Source organism: Pseudomonas sp. OTU750018, from assembly GCF_011636575.1.
GTDB classification, from domain to species: domain Bacteria; phylum Pseudomonadota; class Gammaproteobacteria; order Pseudomonadales; family Pseudomonadaceae; genus Aquipseudomonas; species Aquipseudomonas peli.
Genome location: NZ_JAAPAU010000001.1, coordinates 1 through 23,374, shown reverse-complemented (window position 1 = coordinate 23,374; position 23,374 = coordinate 1). Strand labels below are relative to the sequence as shown.

20 protein-coding genes and 2 tRNA genes are annotated in these 23,374 nt (G+C 57.2%); 17 read left to right on the top strand and 5 right to left on the bottom strand.

Annotated features, from left to right (window positions below; genetic code table 11):
• Positions 1 to 67 precede the first annotated feature (67 nt).
• Positions 68 to 394: a hypothetical protein gene (locus HCI85_RS00115; RefSeq protein ID WP_167140896.1), complete on the bottom strand. Its 327-nt coding sequence runs from the start codon at positions 392 to 394 to the stop codon at positions 68 to 70.
• Between the two features lie 468 nt (positions 395 to 862).
• On the bottom strand, positions 863 to 1,744 hold the full coding sequence (locus tag HCI85_RS00110) for a LysR substrate-binding domain-containing protein (protein ID WP_167140894.1): 882 nt from the start codon (positions 1,742 to 1,744) through the stop codon (positions 863 to 865).
• A gap of 133 nt (positions 1,745 to 1,877) precedes the next feature.
• On the opposite strand from HCI85_RS00110, the gene HCI85_RS00105 reads away from it, so the two are divergent.
• From HCI85_RS00105 to HCI85_RS00075, 7 genes are all read left to right on the top strand, one after another.
• Positions 1,878 to 2,930 (top strand): agmatine deiminase family protein, encoded by a 1,053-nt coding sequence (locus HCI85_RS00105; protein WP_167140892.1) that lies wholly within the window; start codon positions 1,878 to 1,880, stop codon positions 2,928 to 2,930.
• Positions 2,931 to 2,934: 4 nt separating this feature from the next.
• Positions 2,935 to 3,843 carry an N-carbamoylputrescine amidase gene (gene aguB, locus HCI85_RS00100; RefSeq protein WP_160084750.1) on the top strand — a complete coding sequence of 303 codons (909 nt, stop codon included), beginning with the start codon at positions 2,935 to 2,937 and terminating at the stop codon, positions 3,841 to 3,843.
• A gap of 2 nt (positions 3,844 to 3,845) precedes the next feature.
• Complete coding sequence (locus tag HCI85_RS00095) at positions 3,846 to 4,943, top strand: extracellular solute-binding protein (protein WP_167140890.1); 1,098 nt, start codon at positions 3,846 to 3,848, stop codon at positions 4,941 to 4,943.
• A 275-nt stretch (positions 4,944 to 5,218) separates the two neighbouring features.
• Positions 5,219 to 6,343, top strand: coding sequence for an agmatine deiminase family protein (locus tag HCI85_RS00090; protein ID WP_160084748.1), 1,125 nt, complete (start codon positions 5,219 to 5,221; stop codon positions 6,341 to 6,343).
• 250 nt (positions 6,344 to 6,593) lie between these two features.
• Complete coding sequence (locus HCI85_RS00085) at positions 6,594 to 8,063, top strand: OprD family porin (RefSeq protein WP_167140889.1); 1,470 nt, start codon at positions 6,594 to 6,596, stop codon at positions 8,061 to 8,063.
• A gap of 137 nt (positions 8,064 to 8,200) precedes the next feature.
• On the top strand, positions 8,201 to 9,865 hold the full coding sequence (locus tag HCI85_RS00080; protein ID WP_167140887.1) for an amidohydrolase: 1,665 nt from the start codon (positions 8,201 to 8,203) through the stop codon (positions 9,863 to 9,865).
• A 419-nt stretch (positions 9,866 to 10,284) separates the two neighbouring features.
• Positions 10,285 to 10,974 carry a PA2778 family cysteine peptidase gene (locus HCI85_RS00075; protein ID WP_167140885.1) on the top strand — a complete coding sequence of 230 codons (690 nt, stop codon included), beginning with the start codon at positions 10,285 to 10,287 and terminating at the stop codon, positions 10,972 to 10,974.
• Positions 10,975 to 11,040: 66 nt separating this feature from the next.
• Here HCI85_RS00075 and HCI85_RS00070 read toward each other — a convergent pair whose 3' ends face one another.
• Positions 11,041 to 12,324 carry an NAD(P)/FAD-dependent oxidoreductase gene (locus HCI85_RS00070; RefSeq protein ID WP_167140883.1) on the bottom strand — a complete coding sequence of 428 codons (1,284 nt, stop codon included), beginning with the start codon at positions 12,322 to 12,324 and terminating at the stop codon, positions 11,041 to 11,043.
• A gap of 186 nt (positions 12,325 to 12,510) precedes the next feature.
• On the opposite strand from HCI85_RS00070, the gene HCI85_RS00065 reads away from it, so the two are divergent.
• The 10 genes from HCI85_RS00065 to HCI85_RS00020 all read left to right on the top strand — a co-directional run bounded on the left by HCI85_RS00065 (position 12,511) and on the right by HCI85_RS00020 (position 20,285).
• Positions 12,511 to 12,587: transfer RNA gene (locus HCI85_RS00065), tRNA-Val, on the top strand.
• A 241-nt stretch (positions 12,588 to 12,828) separates the two neighbouring features.
• A complete protein-coding gene (gene thrS / locus HCI85_RS00060) occupies positions 12,829 to 14,751 on the top strand; it encodes a threonine--tRNA ligase (protein WP_167140881.1) in 1,923 nt (640 codons plus the stop codon).
• Positions 14,751 to 15,302 (top strand): translation initiation factor IF-3, encoded by a 552-nt coding sequence (gene infC / locus HCI85_RS00055; RefSeq protein ID WP_169852835.1) that lies wholly within the window; start codon positions 14,751 to 14,753, stop codon positions 15,300 to 15,302. The genes thrS and infC overlap by 1 nt, the downstream gene beginning before the upstream one ends.
• Before the next feature lie 60 nt (positions 15,303 to 15,362).
• Complete coding sequence (gene rpmI, locus HCI85_RS00050) at positions 15,363 to 15,557, top strand: 50S ribosomal protein L35 (protein WP_079202156.1); 195 nt, start codon at positions 15,363 to 15,365, stop codon at positions 15,555 to 15,557.
• Positions 15,558 to 15,582: 25 nt separating this feature from the next.
• A complete protein-coding gene (rplT, locus tag HCI85_RS00045; RefSeq protein WP_040069108.1) occupies positions 15,583 to 15,939 on the top strand; it encodes a 50S ribosomal protein L20 in 357 nt (118 codons plus the stop codon).
• Between the two features lie 95 nt (positions 15,940 to 16,034).
• The gene (gene pheS, locus HCI85_RS00040; RefSeq protein WP_090256188.1) at positions 16,035 to 17,051 is read left to right on the top strand and encodes a phenylalanine--tRNA ligase subunit alpha; all 1,017 of its coding nucleotides are present in this window, start codon (positions 16,035 to 16,037) and stop codon (positions 17,049 to 17,051) included.
• A 45-nt stretch (positions 17,052 to 17,096) separates the two neighbouring features.
• Positions 17,097 to 19,475, top strand: coding sequence for a phenylalanine--tRNA ligase subunit beta (gene pheT, locus HCI85_RS00035; RefSeq protein ID WP_167140879.1), 2,379 nt, complete (start codon positions 17,097 to 17,099; stop codon positions 19,473 to 19,475).
• 3 nt (positions 19,476 to 19,478) lie between these two features.
• Positions 19,479 to 19,781, top strand: a complete 303-nt coding sequence (gene ihfA / locus HCI85_RS00030; protein ID WP_003243414.1) for an integration host factor subunit alpha — start codon at positions 19,479 to 19,481, stop codon at positions 19,779 to 19,781.
• Positions 19,762 to 20,118 carry a MerR family transcriptional regulator gene (locus tag HCI85_RS00025; protein WP_160084741.1) on the top strand — a complete coding sequence of 119 codons (357 nt, stop codon included), beginning with the start codon at positions 19,762 to 19,764 and terminating at the stop codon, positions 20,116 to 20,118. The genes ihfA and HCI85_RS00025 overlap by 20 nt, the downstream gene beginning before the upstream one ends.
• Before the next feature lie 90 nt (positions 20,119 to 20,208).
• Positions 20,209 to 20,285: transfer RNA gene (locus HCI85_RS00020), tRNA-Pro, on the top strand.
• Positions 20,286 to 20,693: 408 nt separating this feature from the next.
• Here the strand turns inward: HCI85_RS00020 and umuC are convergent.
• Together umuC and HCI85_RS00010 are read right to left on the bottom strand one after the other, a co-directional pair.
• Positions 20,694 to 21,968 (bottom strand): translesion error-prone DNA polymerase V subunit UmuC, encoded by a 1,275-nt coding sequence (gene umuC, locus HCI85_RS00015; protein WP_167140877.1) that lies wholly within the window; start codon positions 21,966 to 21,968, stop codon positions 20,694 to 20,696.
• Positions 21,961 to 22,398 (bottom strand): LexA family protein, encoded by a 438-nt coding sequence (locus tag HCI85_RS00010; protein WP_160084739.1) that lies wholly within the window; start codon positions 22,396 to 22,398, stop codon positions 21,961 to 21,963. Before HCI85_RS00010 ends, umuC begins: the two co-directional genes overlap by 8 nt.
• Positions 22,399 to 23,374 lie beyond the last annotated feature (976 nt).

Sequence of the window (23,374 nt, the reverse complement as noted above, 5' to 3'; positions counted from 1 at the left end):
AGCAAGGGCTTACGCCACCACGGGGTGTGCGAGTAGTTGGCGACAAATAGAAATTGGCCCGCCGCGCTTAAACAAATACCTGCCGAGCCATCCCGCGCGGGATGCGGTTTCTACCTGGCAGTTGCTCCAGGCGTTGCTGCCATTCGGCTCGGGGTTTCAGGGTTGCGGTTGGCTTTACCATTTCAGCCGCTGCGGCAGCAGCCTTCGCCGCTTTTGCGGCGGCCCTAAGCTCAGCAAGACTGGGGGTTTTACGGACAGGTTCGGCAGTGCCTTTTTCAACGCTGCGCAGGCACAGCTTGCATGAAACCTGAGTGACATCCTGGGTGCTGCTCAGGTTCGAGCCGGTGCGTCCACATGCGACATTTCCCGCGGACGCGGTGTAGTGAATAGCCAACGTGTTGTCTCCTGCATTTTTGGGGCGCGGGATTCTACACGCTTCGCTTCGCACGCCAACTGCTTATCGTTGTGTTGCGACAGAGTTGTGGGGGAAGGTCGAACAGTCGTGCCATGTTCAAGCCTGTGTAGTTGCGTGTGACAACCCCTTTGTCTGGGTTTCCGCAGGACCGCGGCAGTTGCTGGGCGGGTTGCTAGCTAACTGCACGATAGGCAGCTGTCGGCCGATTCTGTTGAAAAAGTCGGTTTCTGAGAGAGCTACTTTTCGGCAGCTCAAAATACGCTCGATTTCGGCGTTGCTACGTAAAACCAATACAGCTCCGCCTTCTGAGCGAACCAGATTTCAACGTCGCTCACGCTCTTTCATGGGCAAAAATCGCGGCGGGACTTTTTCAACAGAATCGGCCAAAAAAGGTCGTTCGTTGGGTACAAAGGCATGGGCGCCTCACCGCGTTGTGAGTGCCATATTCTATAAAGGATGCGTAGTCAGCCTTGCTGCCACCAAGTTGTGAGTCAGCCAGTCACTAAAGCTGCGCGTCAGCTCGCTGCTCTCGCTATCACGGTGCACCAGCCAGGCCCAGTTGGGACCGCGCACCGTCTGTTCCACCAGGGGCTGCAGCAGACCATTGCGCCGCGCCTGGTCAGCCAGCAACTGGCTGACCAGGGCGATGCCCAAGCCTTGGCTGGCGGCATCCAGCAGCAGGCCGGGGTCGGAAAAATTCAGCCCGTGACTCTGCTGGCCCACATCCTGCCCGCCTTGTACGGCCCAGTGGCTCCAATCCATCTCTCGTTCGCCATGCAGGGTGCAGCGCTCGTCTGGTTGTTGCGCCAGCAGGCTGGGGTGGGCCGCTGGATAGAGGCGGTCTTCCAGCAGCACGCGAAAGCTGCACTCGGCCTGGGCAGTGAGGTCGTCACGCACGGCAAGGTCGATGGTCTGAGTGGCCATGTCCGGCACCTCATCACTGGTGAACAGCCACAGGTCGATTTCCGGGTGCAGGCGATGAAATTCACCCAGGCGCGGCACGAGCCAGTGGCGGGCGAAGGCCGGTGTGGTGTTGACCACCAGTTGGTTGGGCTTGCGGTATTGCTCCAGGCGACGGATACCCACTGCCAATTGCTGCAACAGCGATTGCGTCGTGCTGAGCAGGTCATGTCCGGCATCGGTCAGGCTAACGCTGCGTCCACTGCGGTGGAACAGCGGCTGTTCGAGGAATCCCTCCAGGCTGCGAATCTGTTGGCTGATCGCCGACTGAGTCAGGTGCAGCTCCTCGGCCGCCTTATGGAAACTGCCCAGGCGGGCGGCGGCTTCGAAGCCGCGCAGGGCGTTTAGAGGCGGCCAATGTTTAAGCATGATTGATAAGCCTGTCTAATCTGATGTGCGCAAAATCTATCGTTTGTTGTGGCGTTTTTACAGGCCTAGCATGCAAGACATCACCGCATTCGCGGTTTTCAGTGATAACAATGACTTAACTGAAGGCACTTGTATGCAGCATAGCGCAGTCGCAGAAAATTCCTGGTTCATGCCCGCCGAATGGGTTCCGCACGCCGCGACTTGGATGGTCTGGCCTCACAATCAGGCGCTCTGGGAGTCCGGCTGGGGTGTCACCCTGGCCGAGGTGCAGGTGGACTTCGCGCGGGTGGCCAACGCCATTGCTCGCTTCGAACCGGTAAAGATGGTGGTTGATCCATCGGCAGCGCTGCGTGCACGTGAGTTGTGCGGGCCCAACATCGAGTTGCTTGAGCTGGCCGTGAATGACAGCTGGTGCCGCGATTCCGGGCCGAGCTTTGTCTGCCATCCGCAGCGTGGGGTGGCCGGGGTTAGCTGGCGCTTCAATGCCTGGGGCGGCAAATCCGAGCATGATCTGGATGAGAGTCTGGCCCGGCGCATTCTTAACGGCCTGGGGCTGGACTGCTTCGGTACATCATTGAGCAATGAAGGCGGTGCCATTCATGTCGACGGCGACGGCACGCTGATCACCACCGAATCGGTGCTGCTCAACCCCAACCGCAATCCGGGGATGAACAAGGCCGAGATGGAAGAAATCTTCGCCCGCCTGCTTGGCGTGAAGAAGACCATCTGGCTGCCGGGTGATCCGCAGTACGTGACGGGTGACATGACCGACGGCCATATCGATGGCGTGTGTGCCTTCGCCAAGCCCGGCGCGCTGCTGGTCGACGCCACCCGCGATCAGGGCTCGGTGTATGCCGAGGTAGTGCGCGAAAACCGTCGCGCCATCGAGCTGGCGACCGACGCCCGCGGCCGCAAGTTCGAGCTGCTTGAGCTGTTCGAGGCCACCGATGCGGTGGACACTGAGGCCGAGGTGTTCTGCGCCTCCTACACCAACTTCTACATCTGCAACGGTGCGATCATCATGCCGGCCTACGGTATTGCCGCCGACGATGAAGCGGCGACGACCCTGCGCCTGGCATTCCCGGGTCGCGAAGTGGTGCCGGTGCAGATCAACCAGCTGGCCCATGGCGGCGGCGGGGTGCATTGCATCACTCAGCAGCAGCCGGCCTTGCCGTTGAAGGGGTGAGGTGATGAGCAAACTGACCGTCGCCACCACCCAGTTCGCCTGCAGCTGGAACCTTGAGCAGAACCTCGATCAGGCCGAGCGCCTGGTGCGCGAGGCGGCCGCCAAGGGCGCGCAACTGATCCTCTTGCAGGAGCTGTTCGCCACCCCGTACTTCTGCATCGAGCAGGACCACAAGCACCTGGCGCTGGCCGAGGAATACAGCCAGAGCCGCGTGCTCAAGCGCTTCGCCGCCTTGGCCAAGGAGCTCGGTGTAGTGCTGCCGCTGTCCTGGTTCGAGAAGGCCGGCAACGCTTACTTCAACTCGCTGAGCGTGGCTGATGCCGATGGCCGTCTGCTTGGGGTGTACCGCAAGACCCATATTCCTAACGCCATTGGTTACCAGGAGAAGGAATACTTCAGCCCCGGTGACAGCGGCTTTCGCGTCTGGGATACCGCCTTCGGTCGCATCGGCGTGGCCATCTGCTGGGACCAGTGGTTTCCCGAGACTGCGCGCTGCCTGGCCTTGCAGGGCGCCGAGGTGCTGCTGTTTCCCACCGCCATCGGCTCCGAACCGGGCGCGGCGGCATTGGACTCGCGCGACCATTGGCAGCTAACTCAGCGTGGCCATGCTGCCGCCAACATCATGCCGGTGATCGCCGCCAATCGCGTCGGCCGAGAGGTGGCGACCACTGATCCAGCCTTGCAGATGAGCTTCTACGGCTCGTCTTTTATCACCGACCACAAGGGCAAGTTGCTCGCCGAGGCTGATCGCGACAGCACGGGTGTGCTGGTACGCGAGCTCGATCTGGCCGCGATGGGCGAAGAACGCCAGACCTGGGGCATCTACCGAGATCGTCGCCCGGAAATGTACGGCCCGCTGCTGGGCCTGGACGGACGGCAAACCCACGTGCGCTGGAATCACCAAGGAGTCTGATGATGAAATCTGGTAATGCCTTACTGATCGCTTCGCTGAGCCTCGCCCTGGGTTGTGCCCAGGCCTGGGGCCGGGCCGAAGAAAAGACTCTGCGCCTCTACAACTGGGCTGACTATTTCGCACCGGAGACCCTAAACAACTTCACCAAGGAGACCGGCATCCGGGTGATCTACGACGTCATGGAAGGCAGCGAAACGCTGGAGGCCAAGATGATGGCCGGGCGCAGCGGTTATGACCTGATCTTCCCGGGTGACACCGTGGCCGAACGGCTGATGCGTGCCGGTGCGTTGCAGAAGCTGGACACGTCCAAACTCGAACACCTAGATGACATCGAGCGGGGCCTGCGCAACCTGCAGACCAAGTACCCCTACTCGCGGCATGCCACCGTGCCCTACACCTGGGGCTCGATTGGCCTGACCTATAACACCCAGATGATCGAGCAGCGCATGCCCAATGCCCCGGTCAATAGCCTGGACATGCTGTTCAAGCCGGAGCTGGCCGCCAAGTTCGCCGACTGCGGCATCTCGATGATCGACTCGCCGGACGAAGTGCTGGCAGTGGTGCTCAACTACCTCGGGCATGAGCCTCGCAGCGGCAAGGCGGAAGACCTGGCTGAGGCGCTGGCGCTGCTGAAAAGCATCAAGCCCTATGTGCGCAAGTTCCAGTCGCAGCCGGTCACCCAGCTGGTCAACGGTGAAATCTGCCTGTCGCTCGGCTACAGCGGCGACATGACCCAGGCCCAGCGCACGGCGGATGAGGCGAAAGCGGGTCGGACCTTTGGCTACCGCATCCCGGTGCAGGGCAGCACCATCTGGATGGACACCATGGCCATCCCGGCCGATGCCCAGCATCCGGAATATGCCTACGCGCTGATCAATTTCATCATGCGTCCGGAGAACATGGCGGCGATCAGCAATGCCACCGGTTATCCAACGTCCAGCGCCAAGGCCCGGCCGTTGGTGGCTGAAGACATGCGCAACAACCCGGATATCTATGCCGATGAGGCCACCTATGCGCGGCTGATTCCCGGCAAGGACATTCCGCAGCGCGACATGCGCGCACGCATGCGCACCTGGAGCACCTTCAAGACCGATCTCTAGGCTTTACCGCCTGCCTGTTAGCCGTCGCCCGTTCCTTGTTGCCAACTGCCGCGCCATCGGCGCGGTCAGGCGGTAGCGTGCGGCCGCAACGGAGATAACAACAGGTGCGAGTTGCCGCCAAACCAGAAGTCAAGGCCGTTGCGGCCGGCAGCAAGAGCAACGCGTTGCAACCGCCTGTGGCGGGCAGGAGCAGCACGCCATGGAGGGCCTTGCCGGACGCTGCGAAGGGCGTTGACCGGCGGGTATCCATCATAAAAAAGAGAGGGTGCAGCACCATGTCTACACGTCGTGATTTCATCAAACAATTGACGGCCGCCGCAGGTTTGGGCGTCGTCGCCTCCATGGGCATCGGCCTGAGCGCGCCGCAGGTGCGCGCCGCGCTGGGCAACAGCTGGCACATGCCGGACGAGAACGAACTGCAGGAGCGAATCTTCCTGGCGTTCGCTGCCAGCGCGGCAGTCTGGGATGACTGGGCGACCCCGGTAAACAACTGCATCGCGCTACTGGCCAAGACCATTGCCAAGTACCAGCCGGTGACCGTGCTGTGCCGGGCCAACCAGCTGGCGCTGGCCAAGAGCAAGTGCGGCACCACCAATATCAAGTTCCTCACCATGCCACTGGACGATGTCTGGGTACGTGACTACGGCGGCTGCTTCGTGGTTGACGGTCAGGGCGGTCGCGGCTTGGTCGACTTCAACTTCAACGGCTGGGGTGGCAAGCAGACGGCGAGCAACGACACCCAGGTTGCCGATGCGCTGAGCTACGAAACCTATGCCACCTATATCGCTAGCCAGCTGACCGGCGAGGGCGGTGGTATCGAGGTGGATGGCCATGGCACGGCGATCATAACCGAGAGCTGTTGGGTCAACAGCAACCGCAACCCGGGCATGAGCAAGGCGCAGATAGAGGCTGAGCTGAAAGCCAACCTAGGACTGCGCAAGATCATCTGGCTGCCGGGGATCAAGGGCAAGGACATCACCGATGCCCACGTCGACTTCTATGCGCGCTTCGCCTCTAAAGGCGTGGTGATCGCCAACCTCGATAACGACCCCAAGTCCTACGACTACGCGGTGACCCGCACCCACCTGAATATCCTCAAGGCCGCCACCGATGCCGATGGCAACAAGCTGGTGGTGCATACCCTCCCGCCGCCCCTGAAAAAACGCAGTAACGTCTACACCCAGAACAACCCGGATTTCGCCCCCGGCTATATCAACTACCTGCCGATCAATGGCGCGGTGATCGTGCCGCAGTTTGGCGACAGTGCCGCCGACAAATTCGCCAAGGACCTGCTGGCCAAGCTGTATCCGGGGCGCGTGGTGGTACAGGTGAATATCGACCCGATCGCCGGTGGCGGCGGTGGTATCCACTGCGTGACTAAGAACATGCCGGCGGTCTGAGTGCGTTTTTGCTCCTGAGGGGTTTTGTGTAGCCCCTTATTTAGCTGTGTCGTGGTTGTGCGCTAGGTCGTTCGGAGGCTAGCGAGTTGGTGCACGCGCTTGGCTGCTTACCGTCAGTACAGGTGGATTTTGGCCGCGACATGGCTGTTTTTATTCCCGGGTTTATGGCGCTGGCCCAGCGGTTACTCGAATTGAGTGCCTGAGGCCGTGAACGGCCCGTATCCAAATCAATAATAAGGAACAACCTCTCATGCAAATTAAGACGTGCAGCGCCATGGCGCTGGCCATCTCGGTGGCTACCCTGCAGTTGGCGAACGCCGCCGATGAAGTAGCCGTCGAGCAATTGGCGCGCGGCCTGGCCGACTCCAGCCAGGGGCAGTCGAAGGGCTTTATCGAAGACAGCCAGCTGAACCTGCTGAATCGCAACGTGGCGATCAATCGCAACTTCAAAAACAACAATAACGCCGCCGCTAATGCTGCCGACGGTTTTAACGATGGCGTCAACACCAACCAAGGCGCGATCAACGAGTGGGGGCATGCCGCCATGCTCACCTACACCTCGGGCTTTACCCAGGGCACCGTGGGCTTCGGCGTGGACGCGTTTGCCAATGGCGCGGTGCGCCTGACCGGCGGCGCGGGTACCGGTGGCACTGGCGGTGTGGGCGGGGTTAACGTGTTTCCGGGCAGCAATCATTGCGACGATCTGACCGGCAGTTGCCAAGGTGAAGACGCCTACGGTCTGGCCGGTGGTGCAGTCAAACTGCGGGTTTCCGAAACCGAGCTGAAAGTCGGCAACCTGCAACCCAATAGCCCTGTGTTCGGTTACAGCGATCTGTACCTGATGCCGCAGCACTTTACCGGTGGCCTGGTCACCAGCAACGAGATCAGCGGCCTGGCCTTGCAAGGCGGTCACTTCACTTCCGGCAATGCTGAAAATAGTACCAACCAGGACGGTAATCTGGGCACCACCTACGGCCAGACCGCGTTCCAGCGTGCCGATTTTGTCGGTGCCGATTACAGCTTCAGTGACACCTTGTCTGGCGGCCTGCATGCCTCCAAGTACCAAGACGTATGGCAGCAGTATTACGCCGACCTCTACCACAGCCTGCCGCTGGGCGAAGAGACTGCGCTGAATACCAGCATCGCCTATTACAAAACCGACGACAGTGGCGATGCCACGGCCGGCGAAATTAACACCGACGCCTACAGCGTGGCGCTGGCCTTGGTCGCTGGTGCGCACAGCTTTACCTTCGCCCACCAGCGGGTAAACGGTGATACGCCGTTCGACTACCTGGGGGTGGAAACCGGCGACGGCAAGTTCAACCCGGCCGGTTCCATCTGGCTGGCCAACTCCTCGCAGTTCGCCGACTTCAACGCCCCGGGCGAGAAGTCCTACAAGCTGCAATATGACCTCGACGTCGCCAGCTTCGGGTTGCCAGGCCTGAGCTTTATGGTTCGCTACGTCCGCGGTAGCGGTGCCGACGGCCGCGCGGCCGACGCCGAAGGTGCCTACGCGTTCTACAACGAGCTGGAGGATGGCCAGGAGTGGGAGCGCGATATCCAGGTGGCCTACGTGCTGCAAAACGGCCCGGCCAAGGACCTGTCCTTCACCCTGCGCCAAGCCACTTACCGCGGTAATGACGCTATGAACGCCACCAACTCCGGGGCGGATAACGATGAATTCCGCCTGATCACTTCCTACCCGTTGGATATCCTCTAAGCCCGGCACAGCCGTGCGTGCACGGCTATATTTTCTGCAGCACGCCGCCGTTATCGCCAGCCCTGGCGGTAGCGGCTTTGTGTTTTATCCCTGTGCCGGCTGACGAGGCTGGTGCGCATTACGACGAGGCCTTGCCCATGCGCAGCTCACATTCCCTGGCGCTGGTTCTGCTGCTCGGCAGCAACCTGGCGCTGGCCGATCAATCCGCCACCCTATTGCTGCACAACGCCACGATCTACACCGTCAATGCAGAGCGGCCCTGGGCCAGCGCTATGGTGATCGATGAAGACGGCAGCATCGTCGCCATCGGCGATGACGAGGATGTCGCCGACTATGTCGATGACGAGACCGAAACCGTCGACCTCGCAGGCCGCTTGGTGCTGCCGGGCTTCCAGGACACCCACGCCCACGTGCTGGATGCCTCCTCCGAGGCCCAGGGCGACTGCAAGGTCGAGCCAGCGGATGACGTGCAGCAGTGGTTGCAGGCGATCGCCGCCTGCAATAAACAGGACGACGGCGACTGGCTGCTGGGCTGGGGCTTTTCCCTGCACAGCCTGCTGGATCAGCAGAAAACTCCGCGCGAACTGCTCGACAGCATTGTCAGCGACCGCCCGGTGGCGATCATGGAAGAAACCTCGCATGCCTACTGGCTCAACTCCAAGGCGCTGGAGCAGGCCGGCATTACTGTCGATACGCCGAACCCGGAGGGTGGCATCATCCTACGTGGCGCGGCTGGCGAGGCCACCGGTGTGCTGCTGGATAACGCTGGCGATCTAGCCCTGGACAGGGCATTGCCGCCGTCCAAGGCGCTCGAAGAGGTCTACTACCAGGCGGTGCTGGCCGGGCAGGACGAGCTGGCAAAAAATGGCATCACTTCGGTGGCTGATGCACGGGTGTTCTGGCAGCGCGGGCATATGCAGGCCTGGCAGCGGGCGGCGCGCAATGATGAGCTGACGGCGCGCACCACGCTGGGCCTGTGGGCCTACCCGACGCGGGACGATGACACACAGCTGGCCGAGCTCAAGGCCTTGTATGACGAAGGCTCCGCCGACAGCCTGCTGCACGTCACCCAGATCAAGTTCTATGTCGACGGCATCATCCACAACACCACCGCCCGCCTGCAGCGGCCCTATAACCAGAATCTGCCAGGGGTCGAAGCGAAAGGCCTGTACTACTTCAGTCCTGGGCGTCTCGAACGCTACAGCCGCGAACTGGCCAAGGCCGGTTTCGATATGCATATCCATGCCATTGGCGACCAGGCCGTCAGCGATGCCCTGGACGCTATCGATGCCACTGGCGGCCAAGGCCGTCACCGCATCACCCACGTCGAACTGGTGGCCAAGCAAGACATCCCGCGCTTTGGACAGCTCGAGGTGATCGCCGACTTCCAGCCAAGCCCGTACTTCACGCCGTCATTTCTGAAAAGCAACGAGCCGATGATCGGCCAGCGCGCCTACGCGATGCTGCCCATGCGCGAACTGTATGACGCCGGTGCGCGTGTCACCCTTAGCTCCGACTGGGACGTCAACCCGCTTTCGCCCCTGGGCATCATGCAGAACGCCCTGAGCTTAGGTGAACGTGGTCTGCCGAACCTGGAAGCCGCAATCAAGGCCTACACCTTGGATGCGGCTTATACCCTGCGCCAAGAAAAGGACACCGGCTCGCTGGAAGTGGGCAAACAAGCCGATCTTATTGTGCTCGATCAGAACATCTTTAAATTGCCAATTAATCAGCTCGGCAAAGCCAAGGTTCTTTGGACTTTGCTTGGCGGCGAGGAGGTCTATCGCAATGCATCCTTCTAAAGGGTTATCCCGCCACGAGTAAAACGTCCGCTTCTGGCCGGTTACAGGTGCTGAAGGCTGGTGGTTATGGATCTAGGACGGTTTCCCGGCATGAGTGAATATGCCCAATCCATCATCGACGCAACGAAGACGCGCCGAGAAAGCGCGGTTAGAGGCGTGCTGGCAGGTGTAAAGTTATTGGGTATTGGGGGGCTGTTTGTTTGACGGCGAGCGCAAGGGCGGCGGTCGTAAATCGGTGGTGTGCGGGGTAAAGGCAGCGTTGGCTGCAATGCCGGGCTGTTTATCGGCCTGGAGATGGTTTCGTTTGTGCGTGTGACTTGAGCACTGTCTGCCGGAAGCTCGGCATTTTGCGCAGATAGGTTGGGGCATCGGCACTTCATCGTTATGCTCTGCGCCACAAACAAGCCAGTGGGTGAGTGATGTTTCAGTCTGTGCGCGTAGTAAAGCTTCTGCCAGTAGCCCTGTTTTTTCTGCTCGCTGCCTGTGCTGGTGGGCCGCAGTTGCAGCCTGAGACCAAGCGCTTGCCCGAGCGGGTCGAGTTGGCTGATGTGCCGTTTTTTCAACTCAGTGATGCGCAGGGCGGGCCTTCGGCGTTGGCGGCGTTACTCAATCATCATGGTGTGATCAGTAGCCCCGGCCTGGTGGATGAGCGCATTCAGCAATTGGCCAAGGGACAAAGCGCGCAAGTCAGCCTTGAAGCGGCGGCTCGCTCTTATGATCTGCTGGTCTACCCCTTGCCGGGTAATCTGGATGCGCTGATGCAGCAAGTGTCGGCAGGGCATCCAGTGCTGGTGATGCAGGATCGTTTATTTGGCGGGCCGGGCGCGCAGTTTGCTCTGCTGGTTGGCTATGACCAGCGTGAGCGCACACTGGTGCTGCGCTCTGGCAACACCCGGCGTTGGTACACCAGCTTTGCTAGCTTCGACGATGCGTGGGGTGAGGCGGGGCGCTGGGCTGTATTGGTCATGCCTACCGATCAGTTGCCTGCGCAACCAAACAAACAGACGTGGATGGCGGCCGCGCAGGAATTGCAAAAGCAAGGTCGTGCGACTGCGGCGCAGCGGGCGTTGCGCACGGCGCGTCAGGTTTGGCCGGATGCGCAGCTGTAAAATCGTCGAAATATATAATGCAAAACGGCACCTCTTAAGGTGCCGTTTCTGTTTGCGGGCTGTGCTTTAGACGCCCAGCTTGTCACGCAGGGTGTAGTACCAGGCACCCAGAGCGCTGAATGGCACTTGGAACAGGCGGCCGCCGGGGAAGGGGTAATGCGGCAGATCGGCGAAGGCGTCGAAGCGCTCTGCCTGGCCGCGCAGGGCTTCAGCCAGCACTTTGCCGGCTAAGTGTGTGTAGGTCACGCCGTGGCCGCTGCAGCCCTGCGAGTAGTAGATGTTGTCGCCCAGGCGGCCGACCTGCGGTAGGCGCGACAGGGTCAGCAGGAAGTTGCCGGTCCAGGCGTAGTCGATCTTCACGTCCTTCAGCTGTGGGAAGGCTTTAAGCATTTTCGGGCGAATAATCGCCTCGATGTTCGCCGGATCGCGTGCGCCGTAGACCACGCCGCCGCCGAAGATCAGGCGCTTATCGCTGGTCAGGCGGTAGTAGTCGAGCAGGTAGTTGCAATCTTCGACGCAGTAATCCTGCGGCAGCAAGCTTTTCGCCAGCTCAGCGGGCAGGGGTTCGGTGGTGATCACCTGGGTGCCGCACGGCATCGACTTGGCCGACAGCTCCGGAATCAGGTTGCCCAGATAGGCGTTACCGGCGACGACCACGAACTTGGCTTTAATCCGGCCGTTGGGCGTGTGCACAACAGGGTTGGCGCCGCGGTCAATGCGGATAGCGGGGGATTGTTCATAGATCACGCCGCCCAGCGACTCAACGGCAGCCGCTTCACCCAGGGCCAGATTGAGCGGGTGTATGTGGCCGCCACTCATGTCGAGCATGCCGCCGACATAGGCGTCGCTGTCCACCACTTCACGAATGCGCTTGGCGTCCATCAGTTCCAACTGAGTATGGCCGTAGCGTTCCCAAAGCTTTTTCTGCGATTCCAGGTGTTTCATGTGCTTAGGGGTGTTAGCAGCGAAGACGCCACCGTCCTTGAGGTCGCACTGGATGTTGTACTTGGCGATGCGTTCGCGAATGATGCGGCCGCCTTCGAACGCCATATCGCCCAGCAGCTTTGCTTGCTTGGGGCCGACACTGCGTTCGATCACGTCGATATCGCGGCTGTAGCTGTTAACGATCTGACCGCCATTACGACCCGATGCGCCAAAACCGACCTTGGCCGCCTCGACGATGCTGACCTTGAAGCCACTCTCAAGCAGGGCGATGGCGGTGGATAGACCGGTGTAGCCCGCGCCGACGATGCACACGTCAGTCTCGACTTCACCATTCAATTCTGGGCGCTCCGGTACCGGATTGGCGGAGGCCGCGTAATAGGATTGTGGATAAGCTGTGTGCGCCATTTTGCAACCTCTGTTCTTTATTTTTTACGAATGGGCAGATGCTACCTGAGTTGAAAATGCCCGGCTAGTGGCCTGTGCGAAATATTAAACGCGCTGTAGAACAGTAAAAAATTCAGTTATTCAGACAGTTAGCGTAAAAAATAGGTTGACAGTTTTTTGCGCGGCCGTAGAATGCGCACCCATCGTAGGCACGTAGCTCAGTTGGTTAGAGCACCACCTTGACATGGTGGGGGTCGTTGGTTCGAGTCCAATCGTGCCTACCAAATTTGGTAGAAAAAGGGTCGCTTAGGCGGCCCTTTTTTATTGGGTTCTTGCCAGCAGGCCCGGCTTTCTGCAAGCATTCGTGCGGTTAATCGTTGTTTCAAACCTCCAGTGACCCCGGTTCGGTTTTGGTTGGCTGAAAAGCTCCTGCCATTGTAAGGCAGGTTTACCGCCGCATCGCTTACTGGCTCATCCCAACCCATGTGGCCTTTGGTAGAGGTCACCACTAGGAGAGGAGGCGCCATGCCCATCATTACTCTTCCCGACGGCAGTCAGCGTTCGTTCGATCACCCGGTATCCGTACTCGAGGTGGCGCAATCTATTGGTGCTGGCCTGGCTAAGGCCACGGTAGCTGGCAAGGTCAATGGCAAGTTGGTTGATGCCTGTGATCTGATTGATAGCGACGCAACTCTGCAAATCATTACGCCAAAAGATCAGGAAGGCCTGGAAATCATTCGCCACTCCTGCGCGCATTTGATTGGTCATGCGGTCAAGCAGCTGTTTCCCACTGCCAAGATGGTGATCGGTCCGGTCATTGAAGAAGGTTTTTACTACGACATCGCATCCGAGCGTCCTTTCACTCTAGATGATGTGGCTGCAATCGAGCAGCGCATGCAGCAGCTGATCGAGAAGGACTACGACGTCATTAAGAAAGTGACGCCACGCGCTGAAGTTATTGATGTCTTCACCGCTCGTGGTGAAGAGTACAAGCTGCGTCTGGTTGAAGACATGCCGGACGAGCAGGCCATGGGTCTGTACTACCACGAAGAATACGTCGACATGTGCCGTGGCCCGCATGTGCCGAATACGCGCTTCCTCAAAGCGTTCAAGCTGACCAAGTTGTCCGGTGCCTACTGGCGCGGCGATGCCAAGAACGAGCAGTTACAGCGCGTGTATGGCACGGCTTGGGCTGATAAGAAGCAGTTGGCGGCTTATATCCAGCGTATCGAAGAGGCCGAGAAGCGCGACCATCGCAAGATCGGTAAGCGCCTCGATCTGTTCCATACCCAGGAAGAAGCGCCGGGCATGGTGTTCTGGCACCCCAATGGCTGGACTATCTATCAGGTGCTTGAGCAGTACATGCGTGGTGTTCAGCGCGACAACGGTTACCAGGAAGTGCGTACGCCGCAGGTGGTTGATCGTGTGCTGTGGGAAAAATCCGGGCACTGGGGCAATTACGCTGACAACATGTTCACCACTCAGTCGGAAAGTCGCGATTACGCAATTAAGCCGATGAACTGCCCATGTCACGTACAGATATTCAATCAGGGGCTCAAGAGCTACCGCGAGCTTCCGCTGCGTCTGGCTGAGTTTGGCTCCTGTCACCGCAATGAGGCCTCTGGTGCCCTGCATGGCATCATGCGCGTGCGTGGCTTCACGCAGGATGACGCGCATATCTTCTGTACAGAAGAGCAGGTCAAGAAAGAGGCGGCGGATTTCATCAAGCTGACCTTGCAGGTTTACGCGGACTTCGGCTTCAGTGATGTCAAAATGAAGCTCTCCACACGCCCAGCCAAGCGTGTGGGTGATGATGCATTCTGGGATCGCGCCGAAGAGGCGCTGGCCAATGCGCTGAATGAAGCCGGCCTACCTTGGGAGTACCTGCCGGGCGAGGGTGCGTTCTACGGTCCGAAGATCGAGTTCACGCTGCTTGATTGTCTGGGTCGCGCTTGGCAGTGCGGCACGCTGCAGTACGATCCGAACATGCCGCAGCGCCTGGAAGCGAGCTACGTTTCCGAAGACAACAGCCGTAAAGTGCCGGTTATGTTGCACCGTGCGATTCTCGGTTCGTTCGAGCGATTCATCGGGATTTTGATCGAGCACTACGAAGGTGCGTTCCCGGCGTGGTTGGCGCCGACTCAGGCCGTGGTGATGAATATCACGGATAAACAGGCCGATTTTGCCCTCGAAGTAGAAAAAACGCTCAATCAAAGCGGATTTCGTGCCAAGTCTGACTTGAGGAACGAGAAGATAGGCTTTAAAATCCGCGAGCATACTTTGCTCAAGGTTCCTTATCTCTTGGTTATCGGAGATCGGGAGGTTGAGACGAAAACTGTCGCCGTGCGTACCCGTGAAGGTGCTGATCTGGGCTCAATGCCCGTCACTCAATTCGCTGAATTTCTTGCGCAGGCGGTTTCCCGGCGTGGTCGCCAAGATTTGGAGTAATCATTATTAAGCGTGAAATGAGACAAGATAAACGAGCTGCACCGAAGGCCCCGATCAACGAGAATATCTCGGCACGCGAGGTTCGGTTAATTGGCGCTGAGGGTGAGCAGCTTGGGATTGTGTCAATTGAAGACGCGCTTCTTAAGGCCGAAGAGGCCAAGCTGGATCTGGTAGAGATTTCTGCCGATGCAGTGCCACCTGTTTGCAAGCTGATGGACTACGGCAAATCGATCTTCGAAAAGAAGAAGCAGATTGCTGCTGCAAAGAAAAACCAGAAGCAGATTCAGGTTAAAGAAATCAAGTTTCGTCCAGGGACGGAGGAAGGGGATTACCAGGTAAAACTACGCAACCTGGTACGTTTCCTTAGTGATGGGGACAGGGCCAAGGTATCGCTTCGATTCCGCGGCCGTGAGATGGCGCATCAGGAGCTGGGCATGGAGTTGTTGAAGCGGGTTGAAGGTGACCTTGCTGAATACGGCACCGTTGAACAGCATCCAAAGATGGAAGGACGCCAGCTGATAATGGTCATCGCCCCCAAAAAGAAGAAGTAACCACCAGGGCACGGCAGGCCTTGCGGTTATGTTTATCAACTGAATGCGGAGTATCCGAACATGCCAAAGATGAAAACTAAGAGTGGTGCAGCCAAGCGTTTTCTCAAAACCGCTAACGGCTTCAAGCACAAGCACGCTTTCAAGAGCCACATCCTGACCAAGATGTCCACTAAGCGTAAGCGTCAACTGCGCGGTAGCACCATGGTGCATCCGTCTGACGTAGCAAAAGTGGCGCGCATGCTGCGTGTTCGTTAATCGGTCAAGATAGAGGAAATTACTCATGGCTCGTGTTAAGCGCGGCGTTATCGCTCGCAAGCGTCACAAAAAAATTCTGAAACTCGCTAAAGGCTACTACGGCGCACGCTCACGCGTATTCCGCGTTGCCAAGCAAGCGGTGATCAAGGCAGGCCAGTACGCCTACCGCGACCGTCGCCAGAAAAAACGTCAGTTCCGCGCTCTGTGGATCGCTCGTATCAACGCTGGTGCTCGTGTTAACGGCCTGTCCTACAGCCGTTTCATTGCCGGCCTGAAAAAAGCGTCCATCGAGATCGACCGTAAGGTACTGGCTGATCTGGCAGTGAACGAAAAAGCGGCGTTTGCTGCGATTGTCGAGAAAGCGAAAGCCGTACTGGCTTAAGTCCCCGACAATCACCGGGCTCGCCCGGTGCTAAACGTCACCAATAGGGGAAGAGCCTTTAAGCTCTTCCCCTATTTCGTATCTGGAGTCTGTAAATGGAAAATCTGGATGTGCTGGTCTCGCAAGCGCTTGAGGCCGTTAGCCACACCGACGATGTGAATGCCCTGGAGCAATTGCGGGTTCACTATCTGGGCAAGAAAGGCGAATTGACTCAGGTGATGAAGACCCTGGGCAATCTGTCGGCAGAAGAACGTCCACAAGCTGGTGCGTTGATCAATGCCGCCAAGGATCAGGTTCAGGATGCGCTGAACAGCCGTAAGGCAACTCTGGAACAGGCCGCGCTGAGCGCCAAGCTCGCCGCCGAAAAAATCGACGTGACACTGCCAGGTCGTGGTCAGACTTCTGGTGGTCTGCATCCAGTCACCCGGACGCTGGAACGCGTTGAGCAGTTTTTCACCCGTATTGGCTACGGCATTGCCGAAGGCCCGGAAGTGGAAAACGACTATCACAACTTTGAAGCACTCAATATCCCAGGTCATCACCCGGCTCGGGCGATGCATGACACCTTTTATTTCAACGCAAATATGTTGCTGCGCACCCACACCTCTCCGGTCCAGGTGCGCACCATGGAGTCGCAGCAGCCGCCTATCCGCATCGTTTGCCCCGGCCGTGTGTACCGCTGCGATTCCGATATCACTCACTCGCCGATGTTTCACCAGGTAGAAGGCCTGCTGGTCGATGAGGGTGTGAGCTTTGCTGACCTCAAGGGCACCATCGAAGAGTTCCTTCGGGTGTTCTTCGAGAAGCCGCTGGGCGTACGTTTCCGTCCCTCATTTTTCCCCTTCACCGAACCATCGGCTGAAGTCGATATGCAGTGTGTGATGTGCAGCGGCAAAGGCTGCCGCGTGTGCAAGCAAACCGGTTGGCTGGAAGTCATGGGTTGCGGCATGGTGCACCCGAATGTGCTGCGCATGTCTGGCATTGATCCAGAGAAATATTCCGGCTTCGCCTTCGGCATGGGGGTTGAGCGTCTGGCCATGCTGCGTTACGGCGTTAACGATCTACGGCTGTTCTTTGATAACGACCTGCGGTTCCTGGCGCAATTTCGCTAGCGCCCTCGCATTCCGTAATCGAATTGGTTCAGGAGAACAGACAGTATGAAATTCAGTGAACAATGGCTGCGTAGCTGGGTAAATCCGGATGTTGCGCGCGATGAGTTGGTGGCCCGCCTATCGATGGTCGGTCTGGAAGTCGATGCGGTAACGCCTGTGGCAGGTCAGTTCAGTGGCGTTGTGGTGGGCGAGATTCTTAACGCTGAACAGCACCCTGATGCTGACAAGTTGCGTGTCTGCCAAGTCAGTAACGGCAGTGAAACATTCCAAGTCGTTTGTGGTGCGCCAAACGCTCGCGCGGGTATCAAGATTCCCTTCGCCATGATCGGCGCTGAGTTGCCTGGTGATTTCAAGATCAAACAGGCCAAGTTGCGTGGCGTGGAGTCCCAGGGGATGCTCTGTTCGGCTTCCGAGCTGCAGGTCAGTGATGACAACAGTGGACTCATGGAGCTGGCGGCGGATGCACCTGTTGGTCAGGACATACGCATTTATCTGGGCTTGGACGATGCCAGCATCGAAATCGGGTTGACCCCAAATCGTGGTGATTGTCTGTCGCTGGCCGGCTTGGCTCGTGAAGTGGGCGCCATCTACGGCGCGACTGTGGTGCCCGTGTCTGTCGCTCCGGTTGTGGCTACCCATGACGAAGTACGCTCGGTTGATGTCTTGGTCCCTCAAGCATGCCCGCGCTACTTGGGGCGAGTTGTGCGCAACGTCGACTTGTCCAAGCCTACGCCGCTGTGGATGGTCGAGCGTCTGCGTCGCTCCGACATTCGTAGCATTGATGCTGCCGTTGATATCACCAACTACGTAATGCTTGAGCTCGGTCAGCCTATGCATGCTTTTGATCTTGCTGAGATCAATGGTGGTATCCGCGTGCGTATGGCTGAAGAGGGTGAAAAGCTGGTTCTGCTGGATGGGCAAGAAGTCAGCCTGCGAGCAGACACCCTGGTGATCGCTGACCATAATCGCGCTTTGGCTATTGCCGGTGTGATGGGCGGTGAACATAGCGGTGTAAGTGCTAAAACGCATGACCTGTTCTTGGAAAGTGCTTTCTTCGACACCATTGCGGTAGCTGGAAAAGCCCGTTCCTATGGGCTGCACACTGATTCATCGCATCGGTTCGAGCGCGGTGTTGACTCGCAGCTGGCGCGCCATGCCATGGAGCGTGCAACCGCACTGCTGTTGGATATCGTCGGTGGTGAAGCTGGTCCTGTCATTGAAGTTGCCAGTGCCACCGATTTGCCCAATATTGCGCCAATTACCTTGCGAGCCGAACGCATCAGCCAAATGTTGGGTATGGATATGGAGGGCGCTGAAGTTGAGCGTCTGCTCACAGCGTTGGGGCTCGGTGTGACCGCTCAAGGCGCTGGTGAGTGGCTAGTCGATGTGCCGAGTCATCGCTTCGACATCAGTCTTGAAGTCGATTTGATTGAAGAGTTGGGTCGTTTGTATGGGTATAACCGTTTGCCGGTTCGCTATCCGCAAGCGCGTTTGGCTCCGCAAGCTAAAGCCGAGGCTGCAGTCGATCTGCCTGCACTGCGTCGTTTGTTGGTTGCCCGTGGTTATCAGGAAGCGATTACCTACAGCTTCATTGATCCCAAGTTGTTCGAGCTGTTCAATCCAGGTGTTGCGCCGCTGATGTTGGCGAACCCAATTTCTGCCGATATGGCAGCAATGCGCTCTTCCTTGTGGCCTGGTCTGATCAAGGCGCTTGAACACAACTTGAATCGTCAACAGTCGCGTGTGCGCCTGTTCGAAAGTGGCTTGCGTTTTGTTGGGCAGCTCGAAGGTTTGAAGCAAGAGCCGATGCTAGCGGGCGTAATTTGTGGCGGTCGTCTGGCTGAGGGTTGGGCGCACGGTCGAGATGATGTCGACTTCTATGATGTGAAAGCCGATGTCGAAGCCTTGCTGGCCAGTGCAGGCGCGGGCGGTAGCTTCACCTTCGTGCCGGGTGAACATGCTGCGCTGCACCCAGGGCAAACAGCGTGCATCGAGCGCGAAGGGCGAGTAGTCGGTTTCCTGGGTGCGATGCATCCCGAGCTGTCGAAAGCGCTAGGCCTAGATCAAACCGTCTTTATGTTTGAGTTGGTGCTGGCTGAGATCACTCAAGGCGTTATGCCAAAGTTTCAGGAGTTGTCTAAGTTCCCCGAAGTGCGGCGTGACTTGGCTGTGCTGGTTGACCGTGACGTGCCTGCGCAGGATTTGCTCGGTGCAATTCGTGAAGCTGCAGGCGAATGGATGACCGACCTCAAGCTATTTGACGTGTATCACGGTAAAGGTATTGATCCTCATAGAAAAAGCCTTGCCGTTGGCTTGACCTGGCAGCATCCATCGCGCACTCTTAATGACGATGAGGTGAGCACCACAATGCAAAATATTCTCACCTCCCTGGAACAAAGGTTCAACGCCACGTTAAGGAAGTAGCGTATGGGGGCTCTGACGAAAGCTGAGATGGCGGAACGTCTGTATGAAGAGCTGGGCCTGAATAAACGGGAAGCCAAGGAGTTGGTGGAGCTGTTCTTTGAGGAGATCCGCCAAGCGCTGGAGCTCAACGAACAGGTCAAGCTCTCGGGGTTCGGTAACTTTGATCTGCGCGATAAGCGTCAGCGCCCCGGTCGCAATCCAAAAACAGGAGAGGAAATTCCGATTACGGCTCGCCGTGTCGTGACTTTCCGTCCAGGCCAAAAACTTAAAGCCAGGGTCGAGGCGTATGCTGGAACCAAGTCATAACGACGAACTGCCCGTCATACCCGGCAAGCGCTACTTCACCATCGGTGAAGTTAGCGAACTCTGTGCTGTAAAACCGCACGTGTTGCGTTACTGGGAGCAGGAGTTCCCACAACTCAACCCGGTTAAGCGGCGTGGTAATCGACGCTATTATCAGCGCCAAGATGTGTTGATGATTCGGCAGATTCGCGCGCTCTTGTACGACCAAGGCTTTACCATCGGCGGAGCGCGTCAGCGTCTTTCGGGTGATGAAGCTAAAGATGACAGCACCCAGTACAAGCAGCTGATCAAGCAAATGATTACCGAGCTTGAAGACGTGTTGATGGTGCTTAGAAAATAGTCGCTCTATTCAAAAAAGTTTCCACATTTCAGGAGCTTAATGTATAGTCCGCGACGTTTTCTGGTATAAGAAAACTGATTCACGCCTAGTCGGGGCGTAGCGCAGTCCGGTAGCGCACTAGCATGGGGTGCTAGGGGTCGAGTGTTCGAATCACTCCGTCCCGACCATATATTTACAAAAAAGCCTAATCATCTAATGCTGATTAGGCTTTTTTGTGGGCGGTTATTTTCCAATGCGTAAGTTTGGCCCGACATTTACCTTTTCTAAAATGCTTATCGCTGACACAGCCATCGGGTTGACCTTCGTTTTATATGGAGGTTGCAGTGTGAAACATCGGCTTAACGATCAGTCAGTGGCGACTTGCTCCACAGGGTGCACGTCATCTGCGTGTTGAGGTCGATAGTGGCCTATTTATACGATGTTTTGGCGACCGGCAAAGTCTCCGAGGTTGAATGTTCAAAGGCGAGTCTGGCTTGAACACAGGTGTGAGAACAGTGATTTAAGCTTGAGATCTCATGGCTTCTAGTGGTCGTGGCATGAGAGATCGTGTGGTGGGCTCTACTGAGATTAAAAATCTATTGTGCTTTAACCTTAAACAGGTCCTGCCACCTAGTCGTGTAAGCCGGTGATAGCAGCTCCCGACGCATGCTCCACTCTGTGTGTTTGGTGATTCGTGCAGGCTTCAATGTCCCGCGCCCCCATCGTCCGTTGATGGCGTCCAGTGTTTTCATCAGGTGCTCGGTTCTCATGGTTTGTTCGGGTGTAAATAGATCTTTTGTGTATTCGTCACGTCGGCACAGATCCAGCAGCAGTACCTGAGCTTTGGCATAGCTAAACCCATTACGATAAAGCCGGCTTATTCCCTCACGCGCTGCTGAAATGATCAGGCGTGTGTCGTCGGTCGGGTAGGGCAGCTGGCAAATCAGACCATTGGCATATTTAGCCTCTGCAGGGTTGAACATACCGGTACGCAGGCTGATGCGAATCTGCCTACACAGTGAGCCTTGTTGACGCAGTTTTTCAGCCGCTCGGGTGGCGTATGCAGTAACGGCTTCCTGAATCGGTTCGATGGTTTTCAGGCGTTTGCCGAACGAGCGACTGCAGCAGATCGCCAGTTTGGCTGGCTCAGTTTCTTCGAGTGCTAAGCAGGCAGTACCGCGCAGTTCGCGTGCGGTTTTCTCGATCACCACATTGAAGCGCTTTCGCAGTTCTCGAGCATCATGTCTAGCCAAATCCCAGGCGGTTTTGATGCCCAGTGCGTTTAGATGAGTTTGCATGTGTGCGCCGATTCCCCAGACTTCTCCTACGGGCACGATATTAAGTAGCTTGTCGCGCCGGATCGGATCGCGTAGGTCGACGACTCCGCCGGTCTGTTTTTGCCAGCGTTTGGCGGCATGGTTGGCCAGTTTCGCCAAGGTTTTGGTTTCAGCGATACCGATACCAACAGGGATGCCCGTTTTCTGCCTGATCTCGTTTTGGAGTGCTCTGGATAGATGCTCTAGTGGCTCCGTGATCCCGGAAAGGTCGGCAAAGGCCTCATCAATGCTGTAAACCTCAACGGCCGGCAGGCGCGCTTCTATGATGCTCATCACTCGCTCGCTCATGTCGCCATAGAGTGCGTAGTTGCTGCTGAAAGTCATAATGCCATGACGGTCGAGTTCGCCACGGATTTCATGGAATAGCGCCCCCATTTTTACGAAAGGTTTAGCGTCTGCAGAGCGAGCAATTACGCAGCCATCGTTGTTGCTTAGTACCACGATAGGTGTGTGCTGTAGGTCAGGCCGGAACACTCGCTCGCAGCTTGCGTAGAAGCTGTTGCAGTCGATTAGTGCGAACACTGGCTCAGGCATGGTGGCGGTGGTTCCTCAGGCTGTGACTCACAACCCCCCAAATCATCAGTTCGTCATCGTCAAGTACGTAGCGAGGTGCGTAATCAGGGTGCTCGGATTGCAGCACATACGACTTATGGTGCCGGCCCAAACGTTTGACGAATACATCACCATTTAGACAGGCCACAACGATGTCGCCCGGCTTTGCTTCCAGTGCGCGACTGACGATCAGGTAATCGCCATCAAAGATTCCTGCGCCATTCATGCTTTCGCCGCTTACCAGCGCGACATAAGTGTGTGGTGTATTGATGTCGAGAAGCTCGTCCAGAGACAGTTTGTGTTCCATGTGATCCAGGGCAGGACTGGGAAAGCCGGCGGGAATGTGCGCCTCAAAAAATGGAAGGTGAGTGCAATTGGTGTGTAGTTCGCTAAGGATCTGAGCGTTGCTCATGGGGGAATCGCCTTTACTGGTTTTATATACAGTATCTGGTGATTTTTAGATTCGACAAGGGGTGTTCGTCGGCCTGCATCTCAGGCTGTTTGAGTTCTATGGCGAAATTTTGTGCATCGCACCTGTGTGCTTGATGATTGGGGGGGGGGCTTCTGGTCCTGATGCTGATGATCTGGTCAGGCTGTTTGCATGCAGCAATGCTATTGATCGGCTGGTGCCGCTTTCTTCGGGGGGGGGGGTACGTCGCTTCTTTTATATATGGATGTGTGCATCCCTATCTGGGCTTAAAGAAGGGGGTTATCGTTTCTGCAGGCGGCGCGCTAGTGGTTTGTGTGGCTACAGCCAGTGATTTCGCGGGTATTGAAACAAAAGCGCAATAAACGATTGACCTTCGTTTGCCAGTCCCTATAATGCGCACCTCTTCAGGCGTAAGTAGCTCCTTAAACTTCTTATAAAACAAGAAGTTAGATTTAAAAAGGGCTTGCAAAGCAGCGAAAGCTGCGTAGAATGCGCCTCCTCTTCAGGAGGTAGTGTTTGAATCTGAAGGGGTTCGGTCGAGATGATCGAAGGCGGTAAAAGAGGCGGTTGACAGTGGTTTGAAACGCTGTAGAATTCGCCTCCCGCTGACGAGAAGCTAGATGTTGATCGAAGGCGCAAGTGGTTGAGATTGAAAAGAAATTTTCGAAATCACTTGACGAAGAATGAGGCTGCTGTAGAATGCCCGCCTCGGTTGAGACGAAAGGCTTAACCACCGCTCTTTAACAACTGAATCAAGCAATTCGTGTGGGTGCTTGTGAGGTAAGACTGCTAGTCGCAAGATTATCAGCATCACAAGTTACTCCGCGAGAAATCAAAGATGTAACCAACGATTGCTGAGCTAAGTTTAGGGTTTTCTCAAAACCCAAGCAGTATTGAACTGAAGAGTTTGATCATGGCTCAGATTGAACGCTGGCGGCAGGCCTAACACATGCAAGTC

Coding starts and splice junctions, on each gene's coding strand:
- ihfA (WP_003243414.1), top strand. CDS start 19,479: ATGGGGGCTCTGACGAAAGCTGAGATGGCGGAACGTCTGTATGAAGAG.
- HCI85_RS00080 (WP_167140887.1), top strand. CDS start 8,201: ATGCGCAGCTCACATTCCCTGGCGCTGGTTCTGCTGCTCGGCAGCAAC.
- HCI85_RS00070 (WP_167140883.1), bottom strand. CDS start 12,324: ATGGCGCACACAGCTTATCCACAATCCTATTACGCGGCCTCCGCCAAT.
- rpmI (WP_079202156.1), top strand. CDS start 15,363: ATGCCAAAGATGAAAACTAAGAGTGGTGCAGCCAAGCGTTTTCTCAAA.
- HCI85_RS00010 (WP_160084739.1), bottom strand. CDS start 22,398: ATGAGCAACGCTCAGATCCTTAGCGAACTACACACCAATTGCACTCAC.
- pheS (WP_090256188.1), top strand. CDS start 16,035: ATGGAAAATCTGGATGTGCTGGTCTCGCAAGCGCTTGAGGCCGTTAGC.
- HCI85_RS00105 (WP_167140892.1), top strand. CDS start 1,878: ATGCAGCATAGCGCAGTCGCAGAAAATTCCTGGTTCATGCCCGCCGAA.
- rplT (WP_040069108.1), top strand. CDS start 15,583: ATGGCTCGTGTTAAGCGCGGCGTTATCGCTCGCAAGCGTCACAAAAAA.
- thrS (WP_167140881.1), top strand. CDS start 12,829: ATGCCCATCATTACTCTTCCCGACGGCAGTCAGCGTTCGTTCGATCAC.
- pheT (WP_167140879.1), top strand. CDS start 17,097: ATGAAATTCAGTGAACAATGGCTGCGTAGCTGGGTAAATCCGGATGTT.
- aguB (WP_160084750.1), top strand. CDS start 2,935: ATGAGCAAACTGACCGTCGCCACCACCCAGTTCGCCTGCAGCTGGAAC.
- HCI85_RS00025 (WP_160084741.1), top strand. CDS start 19,762: ATGCTGGAACCAAGTCATAACGACGAACTGCCCGTCATACCCGGCAAG.
- HCI85_RS00075 (WP_167140885.1), top strand. CDS start 10,285: ATGTTTCAGTCTGTGCGCGTAGTAAAGCTTCTGCCAGTAGCCCTGTTT.
- HCI85_RS00085 (WP_167140889.1), top strand. CDS start 6,594: ATGCAAATTAAGACGTGCAGCGCCATGGCGCTGGCCATCTCGGTGGCT.
- HCI85_RS00110 (WP_167140894.1), bottom strand. CDS start 1,744: ATGCTTAAACATTGGCCGCCTCTAAACGCCCTGCGCGGCTTCGAAGCC.
- HCI85_RS00090 (WP_160084748.1), top strand. CDS start 5,219: ATGTCTACACGTCGTGATTTCATCAAACAATTGACGGCCGCCGCAGGT.
- HCI85_RS00095 (WP_167140890.1), top strand. CDS start 3,846: ATGAAATCTGGTAATGCCTTACTGATCGCTTCGCTGAGCCTCGCCCTG.
- umuC (WP_167140877.1), bottom strand. CDS start 21,968: ATGCCTGAGCCAGTGTTCGCACTAATCGACTGCAACAGCTTCTACGCA.